This window comes from Massilia timonae (genome assembly GCF_001866515.1).
Classification (GTDB): domain Bacteria; phylum Pseudomonadota; class Gammaproteobacteria; order Burkholderiales; family Burkholderiaceae_D; genus Telluria; species Telluria timonae.
This window is the reverse complement of sequence record NZ_JRYB01000001.1, coordinates 5,161,576-5,180,586: the sequence shown is the minus strand read 5'-3', so window position 1 is coordinate 5,180,586 and position 19,011 is coordinate 5,161,576. Positions and strand designations below refer to the sequence as shown.

Here is a 19,011-nt window from a genome sequence, read left to right as displayed (position 1 = left end):
GCTCACGGATTTCCCTTTCGCTTCATGAGGTCTGCCACCTGGCGCGCCGCCTCGTCGAAGCGCAGGGTGGCGACGGCGTCGGCCAGCGCGGCCGCGGCCGGCTGCCCGGCGGCAAGCGCCAACGCCGGCCGCAACGCGCCTTCGGCGGCGATCGCCCTCATATTGTTATTCTCCAGTAAGTGGAGCAGGCGCGCCAGCAAAGCGTGCAGCGTGGCGCCGTCATCCATGCCGGGTAGGTCGTGGGCCGACTCCTGGGTCAGGTCGTGGGCGGCAGGCGGCGCCAGCTCGCGCGCGGTCGCGGCCACGGCATCGAGGGCGCGCGCCAGGTCGGCCAGGCGCAGGCGCACCGTGCCGTCGTCGGCGTCGCGCAGCGCGTGTTCGAGCGCATGGGCCGCCTCGGCCGCTTCGGTGGCGCCGAGATTGGCGCTCACACCGCGCAGCCGGTGCGCCAGCTGGCCGGCGGCGCCGCGTTCGCCGGCCTCGACGTGCGCGCGCAGTTCGCCGAAGGTCTGCGCCTGGCCGTCGGCGAAGCGGATGAACAGCTCGCAGAAGCGCTCGACGCTGCCGGCGAAACGCGGCAGGGTCGATTTCAGGTCGATGCCGGGCAGGTGCGGCAGCGACGCAGGCAACGCCGGCTCGGCGTTCGCTGTCGCGGGCGTGTGCTGTCCGTGCTGCGTTACCCGCGACAGGGTCGCCACCAGCGCGTCGACGTCGATCGGCTTGGCCAGGTGCGCCTGCATGCCCGCGTCGAGCGAGCGCTGGCGGTCCTCGTCCATCGCATTCGCGGTCATGGCGACGATCGGCAGGTCCAGGCCGGCGGCGCGGATCGCGGCGGTCGCCTCGAAGCCGTTCATCACCGGCATCTGCAAGTCCATCAGCACCACGTCGAAGGCGGCGTCTTCCTGCAGCATGCTCAGCGCGGCGCGGCCATTGGCGGCGATCTCGAGCGTGGCGCCGGCGTGGGCCAGGATGAAGCCCGCCACTTCCTGGTTGATCTGGTTGTCCTCGACCACGAGCACGCGCAGGCCGCGCAGGGCGCCGGCCAGCGGCGCGCCGGCGGGGACCGGATGCGCCGTCCCGGCGCCGCCCAGCAGCCGGTCCACGGCCGCGCGCAGGCTGGCGCGGGTAAAGGGTTTGCCCAGCACGGCCGTCACGCCCAGCTCGTCGGCCAGCTCGGCATAGCGCTCGGTGTCGGGGTCGGGCGCCAGCAGGCAAAAGCGCGGCGCGGGCACTTGCGCCGCGCGCACGGCCGAGATCAGGGGCAGGCCGTCCAGGCCCGGCATGGCGCTGTCGACGAAGGCGATGTCGTAGCGCGCACCGCGCAGCGTCTCGAGGGCGGCGGCGCCATCGGGCGCCGTGTCCACCCGCCAGCCGAAGGCGGCGCAGGCCGCGGCCAGGGCGGCGCGCGCGCTGGCGTTGTCGTCGGCCACCAGGACGCGCAGGGCGTCGTCTTCGGGTGCCGGCGCCTCAGGCGCGGCTTCCAATACCGGGAGCGACAGCGCGAAGCGGAACGCGGCGCCGGCGCCGGGCACGCTGTCCAGGCGCAGGGCGCCGCCGGCCAGCTCCACCAGCCGGCGCGCGATCGACAGGCCCAGGCCGGCCCCGCCATACTTGCGCACGGTCGAGCTGTCGGCCTGCGAGAACACTTCGAAGATGCCGGCCTGCACCTCGGGGGCGATGCCGATGCCGGTGTCGCGCACCTCGAACGCCAGGCGCGCCTGGCCGTCGGCCTCGCCGCGCAGCGCGATCGACAGCACGATCTCGCCGCGCTCGGTGAACTTGACCGCGTTGCCGACCAGGTTGAGCAGCACCTGCTCGAGCCGCACCGGATCGCCTTCGAGCAATGGCGGCAGGCGCGGATCGACCGCGAACGCCAGCTCCACGCCCTTGGCCCAGGCGCCGGGGCCGTGCAGCACCGCGATGCTGGCCAGGATCGCGTCGAGGCGCAGCGGGATGCGCTCCAGGGTCAGCTGGCCGGCCTCGATGCGCGAGAAGTCGAGCAGGTCGCTCAGCATGCCCAGCAGCGAGCGTGCGGCGGTGCGCATGCGCGCCACGTAGCCGCGTTCGCGCTGGCCCAGCCGGCCTTCCTCGAGCAGGCGCGCCAGGCCGACGATGGCGTTCATCGGCGTGCGCAGCTCGTGGCTCATGTTCGCCAGGAACTCGCTCTTGGCGCGGCTGGCCTGTTCGGCCAGGCGCAGCGCCGCCTCGAGCTGGACGCCGGTCGCGCGCAGCGCCGCCTCGGCCGCGACCCGGGTGCTGATGTCGCGGATCGTGGCCTGCATCATGCCGAGGCCGCCGATGTCGACCCGGGTCAGCAGGATGTCGGCATGGAACACGCTGCCGTCGGCGCGCAGGTGCAGCCACTCGAAGGCGTCGCGGCCTTCCTCCAGCGTGCGCCGCATGTGCTCCAGCGCCACCTCGTTGCTCGGGCGGCCGTCGGCCTGCAGCAGCGGCGACAGGCTGGCCGGCGACTCCTCCAGCAGGGCGGCCGGGGTGGCGAAGCCGAACAGGTCGGCCGCCGCCTGGTTGGCGCTGACGTAGCTGGCGCCGTAGGCCAGCAGCAGGTGGGCATCGCCGGCGGCCTCGAACAGGGCGCGGAACATCTCCTGGTGGTCGCGCTCGCGCTGCAGCTGGCGCTTGCGCTCGGTGACGTCGAGCACCACCGCGTTCACGCCCATCAGCCGGTGGTCGGGGCCATACACGGGGAAGTAGCTCGAGATCCAGTGCCGCGTGCTGCCCGGCGCCGATGGTGCGTCGCCGGTGGCCTCGATCTCGACCAGCGGCCGGCCGCTGGCGATCACGCGCCGGTAGTTCGCTTCGAATTCCTCGCCGACCGGTCCCAGCAGCTCCGGCAGGCTGCGGCCGGCGTGGTCGCGCGCCGGGCGGCCGTTGATGTCGGCCAGGTAGTCGTTGACCATCACCACCCGCAGCTCGGTGTCCATGAAGCACAGGCCGACGGGGATCGAGGCATACACCGTTTCCAGCTGCGCCTTGGAGCGCTCCAGCTCTTGCGTGCGCTCGGCCACCAGCGTCTCGAGGCCGCGCCGGTGTTCCTGCAGCTCGGCGTCGACCCGGCGCAGCGCGTGCGCCACCGTCTCAACCTCGCGGATGCTCGAAGACGGCAAGACCAGCGGCTCGCCGCGTCCGAGCCGCTCGGCGGGACCGGCCAGGCCCTGCACGGCGCGCGCGATCGAGCCGCCCAGGGCCCAGGCCAGGGCCAGGCTGATCCCCAGCAGGACGGCGATCACGGCCACCGTCTTGGCCATCGACTGCCCCAGCAGTTCGCCGGCCGCGTTGTACGGATAGCGGATCGTCACCACCCAGCCGTGCTCGGGCGAGCGCGCGAAGGCCGCGTAGCCCGGCGCGTCGCTGCCACGCGGCAGTTCGACGATGCCGGCGCTACTGCGCGACACGGCCGTGGCCAGCGCCGGCTCCATCGGCAAGCCCAGGTGCTGGCCGCCATCGGCGCTGCGCGAGATGGTCAACAGGTGGCGGTCGTAGATGCCGGCGATCCAGCCCTCCGGCAGGTGCTGGCTGTCGAGCAGCTCGGCCATGCGGCGCGGGCGCAGGTGCACCGACAGCACGAAGCGCACCTCGCCCTCGTGCCAGATCGGCACCTCGACCGACAGCGCATACTGGCTGCCGTCGTCCAGCCGGTGCAGGCCGGACGCCACGGTGTTGCCGGTCATGGCCACACGCCGGATGTCGTCCTCGTTGCCGGCGCGCGGCAGCGGCGCGCCGATGGGGTAGCGCGTATTAATCAACGGCATGCCGTTCGGCAGGCTCAGGACGAAGGCCTGGGCCGGGAAGTCGGGCCGCAGCAGGCTCTTGGCCACCCCGTGGATGGCGACCATGTCGCCCCTGGCCATCATCGCCGTATTGGCCAGCACCCGTGCCGCGGTTTCGCCGCTTTCGATGTCACGGTCGACCGCCGCCGCCAGCACCTCGGCCACCGTCTGCGCGTCGCGCGACACGTGCGCGCGTTCGCGCACGGCGGCGTCGCGCGCCAGGGCAATGTAGCCGACCAGGATCGGCAGCGCGCAGGCCAGCACCAGGATGTAGAGCTTGGCGCGGATCGAGGGCAGCGAAAAACGGGCAAACGGCAAAGACGACTCCTGGTTTCAACACGGTAATGGGGCGTAGCCGCCATGTTAGCTGGCCCCATCCATGGCGCATAGCGCCTGTTTTGATTCCACCATGCATCGTCTTCACCCTGCAACATGCTGGATCGGCCATCTTGTCCCGATAGAACGCCATCAACTCAGCGGTAGATGCCGGATTGCTACCGTAAGGCGTGGGCAACGAGGCGAAATCGAGACAGTATCGCGCGCTAGCACGATGCCGATAATCACTATTGTTCCCTCAGGCATTAAAATCCCTCTTGCAAGAATTAACCCAAGGGATGGTATGGCAAGGCCAGAGAAAGTCCGCCTCGGCGAAGTGCTGATGCAGCAGAAACTGTTGAGCGAAGAGCAACTGCAGCAGGCGCTCGCCGACCAGAAGCGCACCGGCCGCAAGCTCGGCCGGGTATTCGTCGAAAGCGGCTTCGTCACCGAAGACCAGATTTCGGGCGCGCTGGCGCGCCAGCTCGACATCCCTTACCTGAACCTGAAGTTCTACAACATCAACGCCGACCTGGTGCGCCTGCTGCCCGAGACCGCGGCGCGGCGCTTCCGCGCGCTGGTGCTGGAAGACCGCAGGGAGACGATGCTGGTCGGCGTATCCGACCCGACCGACCTGTTCGCCTACGACGAGATCGCGCGCCTGCTTAAAAAAGGCGTCGAGCTGGCGGTGGTCAACGAGACCGAGGTCCTGGGCGCGATCGACCGCATCTACCGCCGCACCGGCGAGATCACGGGCCTGGCGCGCGAGGTCGAGGCCGACCTGGGCGACGCCTCGATCGACTTCGGCGCGCTGGCCGCCAATCCGGGACTGGAGGAAGCGCCGATCGTCAAGCTGCTGCAATCGGTGTTCGACGACGCGGCCCAGGTGCGCGCATCCGACATCCACATCGAGCCGCAGGAAGGCCGGCTGCAGATCCGCTTCCGTATCGACGGCGTGCTGCACCTGCAGACCGAGGCCGACCTCAAGGTGGCCACGCCGCTGGCGCTGCGCCTGAAACTGATGGCCGATCTCGACATCTCCGAGAAACGCCTGCCGCAGGACGGCCGCTTCGCGGTCAAGGTGCGCAACCAGCGCATCGACGTGCGTATCTCGACCATGCCAACCCAGTACGGCGAATCGGTTGTCATGCGTCTGCTGAACCAGGTCGCCGCCCACCTGCGGCTCGACGCGATCGGCATGCCGGCGCGGCTGGTCGAGCGTTTTCGCGCCATCGTCGCCCGGCCCAACGGCCTGGTGCTGGTGACCGGGCCGACCGGCAGCGGCAAGACCACGACGCTGTACAGCGCCTTGTCAGAACTGAACTCGGTCGAGAAAAAGCTCATCACGGTCGAGGATCCGGTGGAATACCGCCTGTCGGGCATCAACCAGGTGCAGGTCAACGACAAGATCGAGCTGTCGTTCGCGCGCGTGCTGCGCTCGGCGCTGCGGCAAGACCCGGACATCGTGCTGGTCGGCGAGATGCGCGACCAGGAAACCGCCGCCATCGGCCTGCGCGCCGCGATGACGGGCCACCTGGTGCTGTCGACGCTGCACACCAACGACGCCGCCTCGACCCCGCTGCGCCTGATGGACATGGGCGTGCCGCGCTATATGGTGAGCGGTTCGCTGCAGGCGGTGCTGGCGCAGCGCCTGGTGCGCGTGATCTGCGAGAGCTGCAGCGTCGACTACCAGCCGGCCGCCAACGAGGTCGACTGGCTGCGCGCCGAACTGGGCGAGCATGCCGCGACCACGCGCTTTTATCACGGCAAGGGCTGCTCGCACTGCAACGGCACCGGCTATCGCGGCCGCACCGGCGTCTATGAGTTGCTGGAGATGACGCGCGCCGTCACCGACGCGGTCAATCATCCGGATCCGGGGCACTTCCTCAAGGTCGCCCACACCGAGATGCGCGGCGAGACCCTGCGCCGCCACGCGGTGAGCCTGGCGGTGCAAGGGCGTTCGACCATCGCCGAGGCGATGCGGGTCAGTAACCAGATGGACGACTGATCTAGAAGCCCATGCCATATTTCGCCTACAAGGGCCGCAACGGACGCGGCGAGCAGGTAACGGGCGTGCTCGAAGGCGCCGACAGCGGGGCCGTGGCCGACCAGCTGTTCGGCAGCGGCGTGACGCCGACCGAGATCACCGTCACCCGCAAGCGCGCCACTACCGGTGGCCCGGGCTGGCGCGAGCGCCTGTTCGAGAAGAAGGTCACGTCGATGGACGTGCAGCTGTTCAGCCGCCAGATCCATACGCTGCTCAAGTCCGGCGTGCCGATCATGCGCGGCCTGGCCGGGCTGCAGGAGTCGGCGATCAGTCCGGCGTTCGGCCGCGTGATCAAGGACCTGCGTGAGTCGCTGGACGCGGGCAGGGAATTGTCCGCCGCCATGATGCGCCATCCGCGCTGCTTCTCGCCGTTCTACCTGTCGATGGTGAAGGTCGGCGAGATGACGGGACGCCTGGAAGAAGTCTTCCTGCGCCTGTTCGACCACCTGGAATTCGACCGCGACATGCGCGAGCGGGTCAAGACGGCGCTGCGCTATCCGAGCTTCGTGGTGATCGCGATGGTCATCGCCATGGTGGTGGTCAACATCTTCGTCATTCCGCAGTTCGCCTCGGTGTTCAAGTCGTTCGGGTCCGAATTGCCGCTGATGACGCGTGTGCTGCTGGCCACCTCGGGCTTCACGGTCAAGTGGTGGCCGGCCATCGCCGGCGCCGTGGCGCTGGCCTGGTTCGGGTTCAGGGCCTGGACCCGCACCGCGCAGGGGCGGTTGGCGTGGGACCGCTACAAGCTGCGCCTGCCGATCGCGGGCAAGATCATCCACAAGGGCACGATGGCCCGCTTCGCGCGCAGCTTCGCGCTGTCGATGCGCAGCGGGGTGCCGATCGTGCATGCGCTGACCGTGGTGTCGCAGACGGCCGACAACGCCTATCTGAGTTCGCGCATCGAGCAGATGCGCGACGGCGTCGAGCGCGGCGACAGCATCCTGCGCACCTCGACGGCGGCGAATGTGTTCACGCCGATCGTGCTGCAGATGATCGCGGTAGGCGAGGAGACCGGCTCGATCGACGACCTCATGGATGAGATCGGCCAGATGTACGAGCGCGAGGTCGACTATGAGCTCAAGACGCTGTCGAGCCAGATCGAGCCGATCCTGATCACCTTCCTGGGGGCGATGGTGCTGGTCCTGGCGCTGGGGATCTTCATGCCGATGTGGGACTTGGGACAGGCGGCGATCCATCCGAAATAGGCGCAAGCGGCGCGCGCTGTTGCAAAAAGAACGCATCGGCTTGAGCAAACTTAAAATTTCATCAATGAAACATTGCTTTTAAGCGATGCTTTTGCTCTCAAGACATCAAAGTTGCGGTTTCTCACGGTAGAATTGGGCAGCAAGTACATGTTCAGCAGGACGGCCACTCGTCCCCACCATCGTAACGGAGAAAAAAGAATGAAAATCAGTTTCAACAAGAAGGCGCAGAGTGGTTTCACCCTGATCGAACTGATCGTGGTGATCGTCATCCTGGGCATCCTGGCCGCCACCGCGCTGCCGAAGTTTTCCGGCCTGAACGGCGATGCGCGCATCGCGAGCCTGAACGCAGTGAAGGGTTCGCTGGCGTCGACCTCGGCCATGCTGCATGGCCGTGCCCTGATCAACCCGAATCCGCAGAACGGCGTGTTCCAGGTCGAAGGCGGCATCAACGTTCCGATGGGAACCACCGGCTACGCGAATGCATCGACCGAGCTCGCTGCCGCCGCCGGATTGAGCACCGATGACTACACCGTCGCCGACGAAGGCACGGTGCTGAAAATCACGCCGAAGAGCGTGCCTTCCGCGCTCGCGACGACCTGCCATGTCACTTATACGGAAGCCGCCAGCGCCAATGCCGCGCCGGTCATCGCCCTCGCCAACAACCTGAAGTGCGAGTAAGTTTCGCCTGATGCACGACGGGCGCTGCGATTGCAGCGCCTTTTGTTTATGGACAGTCCGCGTGCTTGTGCTTTCTGACCACACTCGGCGGCCAACTTGCGCTGGATCAGCGATTTTTTACGATTCCGGCGCGTGCGTCTTGTCTATAATCAAGTCTTCAAAAGCCGACAATGTACGATCACCGACACAGCTTGCATGCGTTTGTTTAAGAAAGCGAAAAGAAGGGATGGCTGGCTGACCGTGGCGCTCCATCGCGATGGCATGGCGCTTGCAAGCGTCGAGCGTCATCCGGATGGCAAGCCGCTGGTGCATCTGGCCCAGTTCCTTCCGGGATCGACCGGAGCCGACGCGCTCGAGAAGGCCGGGCGCGACGTGCAGGCGCATCTGCGCCACTGCATCGCCTTGCTGTCCGGCGGCGAATACCAGATCCTCAACGTCGAAGCGCCGAACGTGCCGCGCGAGGAAATGAAGACGGCGATCCGCTGGCGCCTGAAGGACATCCTCGATTTCCCGGCGCTCGAGGCCACCATCGACGTGCTCGACATCCCGCTCGACGCCAACGCGCGCGCCCAGCAATCGATCTTCGCGGTCGCCGCCCGCAACACCGTGATCCAGCCGCGCCAGAAGCTGTTCCTCGACGCCAAGGTCGACCTGCATGCGATCGACATCCCCGAGATGGCCCAGCGTAACGTGTCGGCCATGCTGGAGCCGGAAGGGCGCGGCGTCGCCATGCTCTCGTTCGGCGACGACGGCGGCCTGCTGACCGTGTCGTATCGCGGTGAGCTATACCTGTCGCGCCGCTTCGACGTCACCCTGGCCCAGCTGCTCGAGCCGGACCACGAGCGCAAGCACCAGGCCTTCGACAAGATCACGCTGGAGCTGCAACGCTCGCTCGACCATTTCGAGCGCCAGTACTCCTTCATCAGCGTCGCCAAGCTGGTGCTGGGACCGTCGGCCGTGAGCGGCCTGGACGAATACCTGTCGAGCAATCTGTACACGCCGGTCGAGACGCTCGACCTGGCCACGCTATTCGACCTGTCGCGCACGCCCGCGCTGGCGGACCAGGCGCAGCAGCAGCGTTTCTTTCTCGCGATCGGCGCCGCGCTGCGCGAAGGCGGGGCCGCATGAAGCAACAGATCAACCTGTTCAATCCGGCCTTCCAGCCGCAGAAGCAGGTGCTGTCGAGCGCCACCATCGCGCTGGCGGTCGGCGCCGTGGTCGCCGGCGTCGCCATTCTCGCCGTCATCGGCAAGATGGAAACTGCCGAACTGCGGCGCCAGGCCGACAGCGGCGCCGTCCAGCTCGAGAAACGCCAGGCGCGCCTGGCGTCGGCCAACCGCGAATTCGTCCCGCGCCAGAAGGATGCGACGCTGGAGGCACAGATCGCCGAGGCCAACACGCAACTGGCCGCGATGCGCCATATTTCCGGCGCGCTGTCGCGCGGCGAACTGGGCGACACGGGCGGCTTCGCTGGCTATTTCAAGGCGCTGGCGCGCCAGAGCGCGCAAGGCCTGTGGCTGACCGGCGTGACGGTCGGCGCCGGCGGCGCGCAGATCGGGATCAAGGGCCGCACGGTCGATCCGGCCATGGTGCCGGGCTACCTGAACCGCCTGACCCACGAACCGCTGATGCAAGGCAAGTCGTTCGCCAGCCTGCAGATCGGCGAGGCCGCGCCGCTGCAGGCGCCGGACGCGGACGGCAAGCCCGCCACGCGCCCGGCGCCCTACATCGAATTCAGCCTGCAATCGGTGCCTGAGGAGCAGGGCAAATGAAGGAGCGGATCCTGACCCTGCGCGCGCGCATCGACGCGCTGTCGCTGCGCGAACGCGCCCTGGTGTGCCTGGCGGCGTGCGCGCTGCTGGCCTTCCTCGGCCACGCGCTGGTGCTGGCGCCGATGGAAGCGGCCCAGGAGGCGCTGCGCGCCCAGATCGCCCAGCAGCGCACCGGGATGGCGGCCATCGACGAGGCCATCACCGGGCGCGTGCAAGCCTTCCAGCACGACCCCGACGCGCAAGCGCGCACGCGCCTGAATGCGCTGCGCCAGGAGATGGGCCAGCTTGGCGACCAGCTGCTGGCCATCGAGCACGGCCTGGTGCCGCCCGAGCGCATGGGGCCGCTGATCGACGGCATCCTGCGCGCCAACGGGCGCCTGAAACTGGTGTCGATGCGCACCTTGCCGGTCGAGCCGCTGGCGGGACCGGGGGCGCCGGCGCCGGCCGCAGCGCCCGCGCCGGCCGCCGCCCCCTTGCTGTACCGCCACGGCATCGAAGTCACGGTGCGCGGCAATTATCTCGACATGGTCGACTACATGAGCGCACTCGATGCGATGCCGACCCGGATGTTCTGGGGCCGCGCCCAGCTCGACGTGGAGGAGTATCCCGCCGCGCGCCTGACGCTCACCCTGCATACCCTGAGCCTTGACCGACAATGGATGAAGCTGTGAAGAACCTGTTCCTGACCGTGCTGGCCTGCCTGGCGCTGGCCCAACCCGCGAGCGCGCAGGCGCTGCTCGACCCGACCCGCCCGCCGCCGGGCATGGACCGGATCGCGCCGCAGGCCACCGCCGCCGACGATGCGCCGCGCCTGCAATCGGTGCTGATCGCGCGCCATGCGGGCGGCCGTCACGTGGCCGTGATCGACGGCGAGACGGTGCGCCTGGGCGAGACCTTCAAGGGCGCGCGCGTGGCGCGCGTCAGCGCCAACGAGGTCGTGCTGGTGCGCGGCAGCGAACGCCAGGTGCTGCGCATGGATGCGCCGCTGCCGGGCATGACGCCGGCCGCCAAATGACAAGGGATTCCACCATGACGAAGCTTTTCGCGACTCCCTGCGCGTTGGCCGCGGCGCTGCTGCTGGCCGCTTGCCAGAGCGCGCCGCCGAACGCCACCTACGACGCCATCGCCCAGGAAATGGCCAAGGCCAACAGCCAGCCGGCGCCGCGCCCGGCGGTCGACGATGCGGTGGCCAATGCGCTGCTGCCGCCGGCCGCGACCCTGGCCAGCCAGCTGCCGAAGGCGCGGCCCGCGCTCGAGGAGCGCTTCAACGTCGCCTTCAACAACGTGCCGGCGCAGCAGTTCTTCCGCTCGATCGTGGCCGGCACCCGCTACAACATGCTGGTGCACCCGGACGTGAGCGGCAATATCAGCGCCAACCTGAAGGACGTAACCCTGGTCGAGACGCTGGAAGCGGTGCGCGACATGTACGGCTACGACTACAGGATCGACGGCGCGCGCATCAGCATCCGTCCGCTGACCATGCAGACCCGCATGTTCCAGGTGAACTACCTGACCGCCAGCCGGCGCGGGATGTCGAACACGCGCGTGTCCTCGACCTCGGTGGCGGACGCCGGCAATAACGGTAACAACGGCGGCAACAACAGCGGCGGGATGGGGCAGGGCTTCGGCAACCAGGACGGGCAGAATGGCCAGAACGGCCAGAACGGCAACAACCTGAACGGCCAGCGCCAGCTCAACAGCACCGACGTCCAGACCCGCTCCGACAACGACTTCTGGAAAGACCTGAAGGAATCGATCGTCGCCATCGTCGGCACGCTCGAGGGCGGACGCAGCGTGGTGGTCAGCCCGCAGTCCGGCGTGCTGGTGATCCGCGCCATGCCGGACGAATTGCGCAACGTCGACGCCTACCTGAAGGCGACCCAGCTGTCGGTGGACCGCCAGGTGATCCTGGAAGCGAAGATCCTCGAGGTGGAACTGTCCGACAGTTACCAGAGCGGCATCAACTGGGCCTCGTTCGCCTCGTTCCGCGGCGGCACCGCCAACCGGGTCTCGGGCGGCATGATCTCGCCCGGCGCGAACCTGGCGCCGCTGCCTTACGGCGGCGGCCAGCCGGCCGTGATCAACAACGGCTCGGGCCTGTCGGCCAGCACCGGCTTCTCGCTGTCGAACGCGGCCAGCGCGGCCGGCTCGCTGTTCGGCTTCGCCTTCCAGACCAATAACTTCGCGGCCCTGATCACCTTCCTGGAGTCGCAGGGCAGCGTGCACGTGCTGTCCAGCCCCCGCATCGCGGCGATCAACAACCAGAAGGCCGTGCTCAAGATCGGCACCGACGAATTCTTCGTCACCGGCATCACCAACAACATCAACACCACCAACAGCAGCACTATCGTCAGCCCGAGCGTGACGGTGCAGCCGTTCTTCTCGGGCGTGGTGCTGGACGTGACGCCGCAGATCGACGATAAAGGGAATATTCTGCTGCACGTGCACCCGTCGGTAAGCCAGGTCACGACCGTCAACAAGGACGTCGACCTCGGTTCGGGCGGCACCCTGCGCCTGCCGCTGGCGGCGTCGAGCACCTCGGAGCTCGACAGCATCGTGCGCGGCCGCGACGGCCAGGTGGTCGCGATCGGCGGCCTGATGCGCCAGGCCTCGAGCGGCGACACCGACCAGCTGCCGGGCGCCGACAAGATCCCGCTGCTGGGCAATCTGTTCCGCAACAAGAACCGCACGAGCCAGAAGCGTGAGCTGGTGGTGCTGATCAAGCCGACCATCGTCGAAGGGGCGAGCGACTGGAGCCAGGACATGCTCGACGCCGGCCGCCGCATCGAGCAGCTCGATCCGCGCAGCCGCGGCCGTACTTTGGGCGCGGACTGATGTACGCGGCGCACTTCGGCCTGCGCGAGCTGCCGTTCGGGATCACGCCCGACACCAGCTTCTTCTTCGGCAGTCCGCGCTCGCAGGAAGCGCTGAACACACTGCTGGTGGCGACCCGCGGCGGCGAAGGCTTCATCAAGATCACCGGCGAAGTCGGCACCGGCAAGACGCTGTTGTGCCGCAAGTTCATGGCCACGCTGGGCGAGGGCTTCGTCACCGCCTACATCCCGAATCCCTACCTGGAGCCGCGCACCCTGATGCTGGCGCTGGCCGACGAGCTGGAAATCCCGCTCGAGCGCGACGTCGACCAGCACCAGCTGCTCAAGGCGATCAACCTGCGCCTGCTCGAGCTGGCCGGCCAGGACTTGCGCGTGGTGCTGTGCCTCGACGAGGCGCAGGCAATTCCGGTCGAAAGCCTGGAGGCCCTGCGCCTGTTGACCAATCTCGAGACCGAGAAGAGGAAGCTCCTGCAGATCGTCCTGTTCGGCCAGCCGGAACTGAACCGCAAGCTCGAACTCGCGTCGATTCGCCAGCTGGCCCAGCGCATCACCTTTCATTATCACCTCGGCCCGCTGAGCCGCGACGACCTCGATTTCTACGTGGCGCACCGCCTGCGCGTGGCCGGTTTTACCGGCGCGCGCCTGTTCTCGGGCGCCGCGATCCGTGGCTTGTACAAGGCCAGTGGCGGCGTGCCGCGCCTGGTCAACATCATGGCGCACAAGGCACTGATGCTCAGCTACGGCCAGGGCAAGCAGCAGGTGATCAAAAGCCACGTGGCGATCGCCGCGCGCGACACGGTGGGCGTGACGCGCACGATCCGGACCTGGCTGCTAGGGGGCGCCGTCGTCGCCGGGGCGGCGGCCGGCCTGGCCTGGGCGTTGGCGCTATGAGCCTGATCAACAAGATGCTGCAAGACCTCGATGCGCGCGCCGGCCAGCCCGGCGCGGCGCCGCTGCCGGCCGACGTGCGCCTGGCGCCGGCGCCGGAGCCGAGGGCGAGGTGGATGCGTGGCGCGCTGGCGGGCGGGACGCTGATCGCCGTCGCCGCGGTCGGCGCGATCGGCTGGCAGGACATGGGCGAGCCGCAGGCGCCGGTGGCTGCGGCCGCGCAGCCTGTGGCGCTCGCGCTGCCGGTGGCGGCGCCGGTGCCAGTGGTGGACGTTGCGCCGCCACCGTCGCCGCCTGCGCCGGAGTCCGCGCCGGAGTCCGAACCGGAACCGGCTCAGGCTCGACCGGCACCGCCCAGGGACACCGCGCGTGCGTCGGCCAGGGCCGCGTCCGCGCCCGCGCCACGCAAGCCGGCGGCGCCCGCCGCCGCGGGCGGCCGCAGCGAGACGGCGGCGCAGCGCACCGAGAACACCTACCGGCGCGCGTTGCTGGCGCTGGAAGACGGCCGCGTCACCGAGGCGATCGCGACCCTGCAGGCCGCCCTGAAGCTCGATCCGCGCCATGAGGCGTCGCGGCAAACCCTGGTGGGCCTGCTGATCGAGGCCAGGCGGCCGGACGAGGCGATGCGCCAGCTGCAGGCGGCGCTGGCCCTCGACGCGCGCCAGCCTTCGCTGGCGATGTTGCTGGCGCGCCTGCAGCTGGAGCGGGGCGGCCCTGCGCTCGACACCTTGACGCGCACCCTGCCGCATGCGGCAGGCAATGGCGAATACCACGCCTTCCTGGCCGGCGTGCTGCAGCGCGAAGGCCGTCATCGCGAAGCGGCCGGGCATTACCAGGCCGCGCTGCGCACCGCGCCGGGCAATGGCGTGTGGTGGATGGGCCTGGGCATCTCGCTGCAGGCCGAGAAGCGCGATCCGGAAGCGGTGGCGGCGTTCTGGCAGGCGCTGGGCAGCGGGACGCTGTCGCCCGAACTGACGGCCTTCGTCGAGCGCCGCCTGGGACAGCTCGAGCGCTAGCGGCCGGCCATCATGTTGTTGTGATAGCATCGCCGGGTTCGTTTCATCCCTGGCATTTATTTGCAAACTCACGTGGCCACATCGACGCAGTTCGTCCCTCCAGCGGCGCCATGGCGCATGCGCATGGCGTTATCGCTGTCCGTGCTGCTTCACGTGCTGTTATTGGGCATTCCCATGGAAGGGGAAGTCTTCGGGCTGTCCGGCCTGCGCTTCCCGTGGGAAGAGCGGCGGCTGGCGGCGCGCGATCTGCAGATCGTGCTGGCGCCTGCGGCGCCCGCTGCCGCGCCAGCGCTGATCCCGGCGCCTCCGGCACCATCCGCCCCTGTTCCACGCAAGCCGGCGGCGGCTGCGCTGCCAGCAAGCGCGCCGGTCCCGCCGCCGGCAGCCGAGCCCCCCGCCCCAGCGCCATCCCGCGGCGACGCCATTGCAAGGGTGGCAGCCGAACCCGAACCCGATCGCGACGCCGCGGAGCAGGCGCGCGAGGTCGAGCTGATCGCGCTCGCGCGTGAGCAGGCCGAACGCGAGGCGAGCGCGCGCGTGGAGGCCGAACGGATCGCAGCGCGACGACGGGAAGAGGCGCGTCTCGAAGCAGAGCGTCTCGAAGCCTTGCAGCAGGCGCAGAAGGCGGAACAGGAGGCGGCGCAGCGCGAGGCCGCGCGCCAGGAAGCAATCCAGCAAGAGCAGGCGCGGCAGGAACAAGCGCGGCAGGAACAAGCGAGGCTTGACCAAGCACAGCGCGAACAGGAACGTGCAAGCGAGGCCCAGGCCCAGGCCCAGGCCCAGGCCCAGGCCCAGGCCCAGGCCCAGGCCCAGGCCCAGGCGAGCCAGGCGGCGCAACAGGGGCCGGGCGATCGGGGCCCTCCCGCGCAACTGGCGCCGCGCGCCGAACGGCTGCGCGCGATCGCCGAGCAGCTCTCACGCGAAGCCGCCGGACGCGACCGTGCGAGCAGTGCGCCGGGTGTGCCGCCACCCACGGTCAGCGGCCTGCGCCGTGGCTGGCTGTTCGGACGCGCCGACCCCAACCAGGACCTGGTCCTGTATGCGCAAGCCATGGGTCGCAAGATCGAATTGAACCGGACCCTGGACATGGTGCGCGAAGCGGTGAAGCAGCCGCACACGCAGCCGGTCGTGACGGTGGCGGTGCGCGCCGACGGCTCGGTGGAAAAGGTCACGTTCGAGACGTCGAGCGGGGTGCCGGCGATCGACGACGGCATCCGCAGGATCATCGCGAGCCAGGCGCCCTACGGTCCGTTCCCGCCGGCGCTGGCGCGGCAGTACGACGTGGTCGAGATCCGGCGCACCTGGCTGTTCGACGTCGCCGTACGCTTGCAATAAATGTCATCAAGTTGCTTGACAAGAACTCGTCGTGATCCTAAAGTGATATCACTTTGATGTTATTTACACGAGGAGACAAGCATGCACGCAGCACATACGCGCCGTGAATCGGCGTTTTCGTCGGCAAATGGCTACCTGGCGGCCTGCGCCGGGATCGTCCTGCTGCTGTTGTCCGCCTATCTCTTCAAGAGGATGGCCGAGTCGTCGGACGGCTTGTGGTTCCTGCTCGCGAGCGTGGTGGTCGGCATCGGGGGCCTGTTGCTCCTGAGCGGCCTCTACATGCTGCAGCCGAACGAGAGCGCGATCCTGACCCTGTTCGGCAAGTACATCGGCACCGACCGCAGCGAAGGGTTGCGCTGGGCCTTCCCGTTCTACGTCAAGCGCCGCCTGTCGCTGCGCGCCCGCAACTTCAATGCGCCGACGCTCAAGGTCAACGACAAGCGCGGCAACCCGGTCGAGATCAGCGCGGCGGTGGTCTGGCGCGTGCGCGACACCGCCCAGGCCGTGTTCGAGGTGGACGACTTCGAGCGCTATGTGTCGATCCAGGCCGAAGCGGCGCTGCGCCACCTGGCGTCGCAGTATGCCTACGATGAAGGCGAAGACCTGGCCCCGGGCGAGACCACCTTGCGCGCCGGCATGGACGTGGTGGCCGATACGCTCAAGGGCGAGCTGCAGGCGCGCTTCGAGGCGGCCGGCGTCGAGGTGCTCGACGCCAAGCTGACCCACCTGGCCTATGCCGCCGAGATCGCGCAGGTCATGCTGCGCCGCCAGCAGGCCGAAGCGATTATCAGCGCCCGCGCTAAAATCGTGCATGGCGCCGTGAGCATGGTGGAGACGGCGCTGAAAGGCCTGTCCGAGCGCGGCATCGTCGAGCTCGACGACGAGCGCAAGGCGGCGATGGTCAGCAATCTGCTCGTCGTGCTGTGCTCGGACAAGGAAACCCAGCCGATCGTGAATACCGGCACCCTGTACAACTAGCAGCGAAACGGCATGGCAAGTCCCGGCAAAAAAGCGTTCCCCCTGCGGATCGATCCAGCCCTGTGGGAGGAACTGCAGCGTCTCGCGGCGCGCGACCTGCGCAGCGTGAACGCGCAGATCGAGTTCCTGCTGCGCGAGAGCCTGGCCCGCCGCGGTGTGAAAGTCGGGGAAGCAAAAACCAGGAGTGGTGGAGTGGAAGATGAAACGTAGTTCGAGCGGTGGCCTGGTCTATTCCACCGAGAGCGGGCGCATGTGCCCCGACTGCCGGCAGCCGGTCGCCGCCTGCGCCTGCTCGGCCGCGGCGCGTGTGGTCGGGGACGGCGTGGTGCGCGTCTCGCGCCAGTCGAAAGGGCGGGGCGGCAAGACGGTCACGCTGGTCAAGGGCGTGGCGCTCGATCCGGTCGCGCTGGCGCTGCTGGGCAAGCAGCTGCGCACGGCCTGCGGTTCGGGCGGCACCGTCAAGGACGGCGTGATCGAAGTCCAGGGCGACCATTGCGAGCTGGTGATGGATACCTTGACCAAGCTGGGCCACGCGCCGAAACGGGCCGGGGGCTGAGCTGCGGCGGCGGCCCGCCCGCCGGGCAGGAGCGGTCAAGAGGGCAGCCATGTGCTAAAGTGACATGATTGCCGGCTGCGGACGCGGCCGGCACGCCTTGATCCGCGCATGGCGGACGAGGCGGCGCGTATTCCCCCGGTCAAAGCGACCCAAATAATAAACCCCGGGTGTCCCATGAATCTGTTCGAACATTTGGCTGTCCTGGCGCTGCTGGTGCTGGCGGCCGGCTTCCTGTCGTTGACCGAGATCGCGCTCGCCGGCGCACGCAAGATCAAGCTGAAACTGCTGGCCGAGGCCGGCGACGAGCGGGCCCAGAAGGTGATGTCGCTGCAGGCCCAGTCGGCCGACTTCTTCGCCGCCTCGCAACTGGGCCTGAACGCCATCGCCATCCTCGGCGGCATCCTGGGCGAGGGCGCCCTGCGGCCGTTCTTCCTCGACTGGCTGTCGCTGTTCTACAGCGGCCCGGGCCGCGACAACGTGGCCTTCGCCCTTTCTTTCGTGTTCGTCACGACCCTGTTCGTGCTGTTCTCGGACCTGATGCCCAAGCGCCTGGCGATGATCGCCCCCGAGGCCACGGCGATGGCCGTGATCCGCCCGGTGCTGTTCGTGATCCGCCTGTTCCGGCCATTTTCGTGGGCACTGAACAAGATCGCCAATATGCTGTTCCGCCTGTTCGGGGTCGACATGACGCGCGAAGACCGCATCACCTTCGACGAGATCTCGGCCGTCGTCGAAGCCGGTGCCCAGGCCGGTGTGTTGCAGAAGCAGGAACAGCACTTCATCGAGAACGTGTTCGAGCTCGAATCGCGCACGGTCACGTCGACCATGACGACCCGCGAGAACGTGGTGTTCTTCGACCTGACCGAGCCCGAAGAAAGCATCCGCCAGAAGATCGCCAACCATTCGCTGTCGAAGTTCCCGGTGTGCGACGGCGTGATCGACCGCGTGGTCGGCTATGTCGACACGCGCGACATCCTGGTGCGCCTGCTGAGCAAGCAGGCCAGGTTCCAGCTGAGCGAACTGACCATCCGCACGGTCCTGATCATCCCGGACACGCTGACCTTGTCCGAGATGCTCGACCGCTTCCGGTCGAGCAAGGAAACCTTCGCGATCGTCATCAACGAATACGCCTTCGTGGTCGGCGTGATCACGCTGAGCGACATCATGGTCACCGTCATGGGCCGCTGGGGCAGCCCGCTCGAAGCCGACCAGCAGACCTTGCAGCGCGACGACGGCTCGTGGTTGATCGACGGCAGCACGCCGGTGGCCGACATGAAGCGGGTGCTCGACCTGCAGTCGCTGCCCGAGGAAGAACGCTACGAAACGGCGGCCGGCTTCATGATGTACATGCTGCGCAAGGTGCCCAAGCCGACCGACAGCGTCGAGCATGAGGGCATGCGCTTCGAGGTGGTCGACGTCGACCACTACCGGATCGACCAGTTGCTGGTGAAGCGCCTGGAACGCGCCGACACGTCGCCCCTGTCGGTGGGTTCGCTGACCGACTAGGCAGGGGCGCCGGCGTCACGGCTGAGCCGTGCGTCAATATATCGCGCGCTTTGGTAGCCTGAGCTGGTCCGGCTCGCACGTGGATGCGGGCCG

At 68.4% G+C, this 19,011-nt stretch carries 16 protein-coding genes; 15 read left to right on the top strand and 1 reads right to left on the bottom strand.

The features are described 5' to 3' along the window. Positions 1-2: 2 nt before the first annotated feature. Positions 3-4,106, bottom strand: coding sequence for a response regulator (locus LO55_RS21960; protein ID WP_071363110.1), 4,104 nt, complete (start codon positions 4,104-4,106; stop codon positions 3-5). A gap of 301 nt (positions 4,107-4,407) precedes the next feature. On the opposite strand from LO55_RS21960, the gene LO55_RS21955 reads away from it, so the two are divergent. From LO55_RS21955 to paeA, 15 genes are all read left to right on the top strand, one after another. Next, complete coding sequence (locus LO55_RS21955; RefSeq protein ID WP_071363109.1) at positions 4,408-6,111, top strand: GspE/PulE family protein; 1,704 nt, start codon at positions 4,408-4,410, stop codon at positions 6,109-6,111. An 11-nt stretch (positions 6,112-6,122) separates the two neighbouring features. Next, positions 6,123-7,355 (top strand): type II secretion system F family protein, encoded by a 1,233-nt coding sequence (locus LO55_RS21950; protein ID WP_071363108.1) that lies wholly within the window; start codon positions 6,123-6,125, stop codon positions 7,353-7,355. A gap of 198 nt (positions 7,356-7,553) precedes the next feature. Next, positions 7,554-8,033 (top strand): type II secretion system protein, encoded by a 480-nt coding sequence (locus tag LO55_RS27205; RefSeq protein ID WP_071363107.1) that lies wholly within the window; start codon positions 7,554-7,556, stop codon positions 8,031-8,033. A gap of 195 nt (positions 8,034-8,228) precedes the next feature. Continuing rightward, complete coding sequence (locus tag LO55_RS21940) at positions 8,229-9,161, top strand: type IV pilus biogenesis protein PilM (RefSeq protein ID WP_071363106.1); 933 nt, start codon at positions 8,229-8,231, stop codon at positions 9,159-9,161. After that, on the top strand, positions 9,158-9,805 hold the full coding sequence (locus tag LO55_RS21935; RefSeq protein WP_071363105.1) for a hypothetical protein: 648 nt from the start codon (positions 9,158-9,160) through the stop codon (positions 9,803-9,805). The genes LO55_RS21940 and LO55_RS21935 overlap by 4 nt, the downstream gene beginning before the upstream one ends. Continuing rightward, entirely contained in the window at positions 9,802-10,476 is a 675-nt protein-coding gene (locus LO55_RS21930) for a type II secretion system protein GspM (RefSeq protein WP_071363104.1), read from the top strand. The genes LO55_RS21935 and LO55_RS21930 overlap by 4 nt, the downstream gene beginning before the upstream one ends. Further along, on the top strand, positions 10,473-10,820 hold the full coding sequence (locus LO55_RS21925; protein ID WP_229410210.1) for a hypothetical protein: 348 nt from the start codon (positions 10,473-10,475) through the stop codon (positions 10,818-10,820). The genes LO55_RS21930 and LO55_RS21925 overlap by 4 nt, the downstream gene beginning before the upstream one ends. 14 nt (positions 10,821-10,834) lie before the next feature. Next, on the top strand, positions 10,835-12,640 hold the full coding sequence (gene mshL / locus LO55_RS21920; protein ID WP_071363102.1) for a pilus (MSHA type) biogenesis protein MshL: 1,806 nt from the start codon (positions 10,835-10,837) through the stop codon (positions 12,638-12,640). Then, positions 12,640-13,530: an ExeA family protein gene (locus LO55_RS21915; RefSeq protein WP_071363101.1), complete on the top strand. Its 891-nt coding sequence runs from the start codon at positions 12,640-12,642 to the stop codon at positions 13,528-13,530. The genes mshL and LO55_RS21915 overlap by 1 nt, the downstream gene beginning before the upstream one ends. Beyond that, entirely contained in the window at positions 13,527-14,543 is a 1,017-nt protein-coding gene (locus LO55_RS21910) for a tetratricopeptide repeat protein (RefSeq protein WP_083415503.1), read from the top strand. The genes LO55_RS21915 and LO55_RS21910 overlap by 4 nt, the downstream gene beginning before the upstream one ends. 72 nt (positions 14,544-14,615) lie before the next feature. Beyond that, positions 14,616-15,878 (top strand): TonB C-terminal domain-containing protein, encoded by a 1,263-nt coding sequence (locus LO55_RS26755; protein WP_177185561.1) that lies wholly within the window; start codon positions 14,616-14,618, stop codon positions 15,876-15,878. 81 nt (positions 15,879-15,959) lie between these two features. Continuing rightward, entirely contained in the window at positions 15,960-16,856 is an 897-nt protein-coding gene (locus LO55_RS21895; RefSeq protein ID WP_005670155.1) for an SPFH domain-containing protein, read from the top strand. Positions 16,857-16,868: 12 nt separating this feature from the next. Beyond that, positions 16,869-17,066 carry a type II toxin-antitoxin system antitoxin gene (locus LO55_RS21890; protein ID WP_071363098.1) on the top strand — a complete coding sequence of 66 codons (198 nt, stop codon included), beginning with the start codon at positions 16,869-16,871 and terminating at the stop codon, positions 17,064-17,066. After that, entirely contained in the window at positions 17,056-17,412 is a 357-nt protein-coding gene (locus tag LO55_RS21885; protein WP_071363097.1) for a translation initiation factor Sui1, read from the top strand. The genes LO55_RS21890 and LO55_RS21885 overlap by 11 nt, the downstream gene beginning before the upstream one ends. A 174-nt stretch (positions 17,413-17,586) precedes the next feature. After that, positions 17,587-18,918 carry a polyamine export protein PaeA gene (paeA, locus tag LO55_RS21880; RefSeq protein ID WP_071363096.1) on the top strand — a complete coding sequence of 444 codons (1,332 nt, stop codon included), beginning with the start codon at positions 17,587-17,589 and terminating at the stop codon, positions 18,916-18,918. Positions 18,919-19,011 lie beyond the last annotated feature (93 nt).

Excerpts from the sequence above, each read along its gene's own strand:
- LO55_RS21955 (WP_071363109.1), top strand. The coding sequence starts at position 4,408 with ATGGCAAGGCCAGAGAAAGTCCGCCTCGGCGAAGTGCTGATGCAGCAG.
- LO55_RS21950 (WP_071363108.1), top strand. The coding sequence starts at position 6,123 with ATGCCATATTTCGCCTACAAGGGCCGCAACGGACGCGGCGAGCAGGTA.
- LO55_RS27205 (WP_071363107.1), top strand. The coding sequence starts at position 7,554 with ATGAAAATCAGTTTCAACAAGAAGGCGCAGAGTGGTTTCACCCTGATC.
- LO55_RS21940 (WP_071363106.1), top strand. The coding sequence starts at position 8,229 with ATGCGTTTGTTTAAGAAAGCGAAAAGAAGGGATGGCTGGCTGACCGTG.
- LO55_RS21935 (WP_071363105.1), top strand. The coding sequence starts at position 9,158 with ATGAAGCAACAGATCAACCTGTTCAATCCGGCCTTCCAGCCGCAGAAG.
- LO55_RS21930 (WP_071363104.1), top strand. The coding sequence starts at position 9,802 with ATGAAGGAGCGGATCCTGACCCTGCGCGCGCGCATCGACGCGCTGTCG.
- mshL (WP_071363102.1), top strand. The coding sequence starts at position 10,835 with ATGACGAAGCTTTTCGCGACTCCCTGCGCGTTGGCCGCGGCGCTGCTG.
- LO55_RS21915 (WP_071363101.1), top strand. The coding sequence starts at position 12,640 with ATGTACGCGGCGCACTTCGGCCTGCGCGAGCTGCCGTTCGGGATCACG.
- LO55_RS21910 (WP_083415503.1), top strand. The coding sequence starts at position 13,527 with ATGAGCCTGATCAACAAGATGCTGCAAGACCTCGATGCGCGCGCCGGC.
- LO55_RS21895 (WP_005670155.1), top strand. The coding sequence starts at position 15,960 with ATGCACGCAGCACATACGCGCCGTGAATCGGCGTTTTCGTCGGCAAAT.
- LO55_RS21890 (WP_071363098.1), top strand. The coding sequence starts at position 16,869 with ATGGCAAGTCCCGGCAAAAAAGCGTTCCCCCTGCGGATCGATCCAGCC.
- LO55_RS21885 (WP_071363097.1), top strand. The coding sequence starts at position 17,056 with ATGAAACGTAGTTCGAGCGGTGGCCTGGTCTATTCCACCGAGAGCGGG.
- paeA (WP_071363096.1), top strand. The coding sequence starts at position 17,587 with ATGAATCTGTTCGAACATTTGGCTGTCCTGGCGCTGCTGGTGCTGGCG.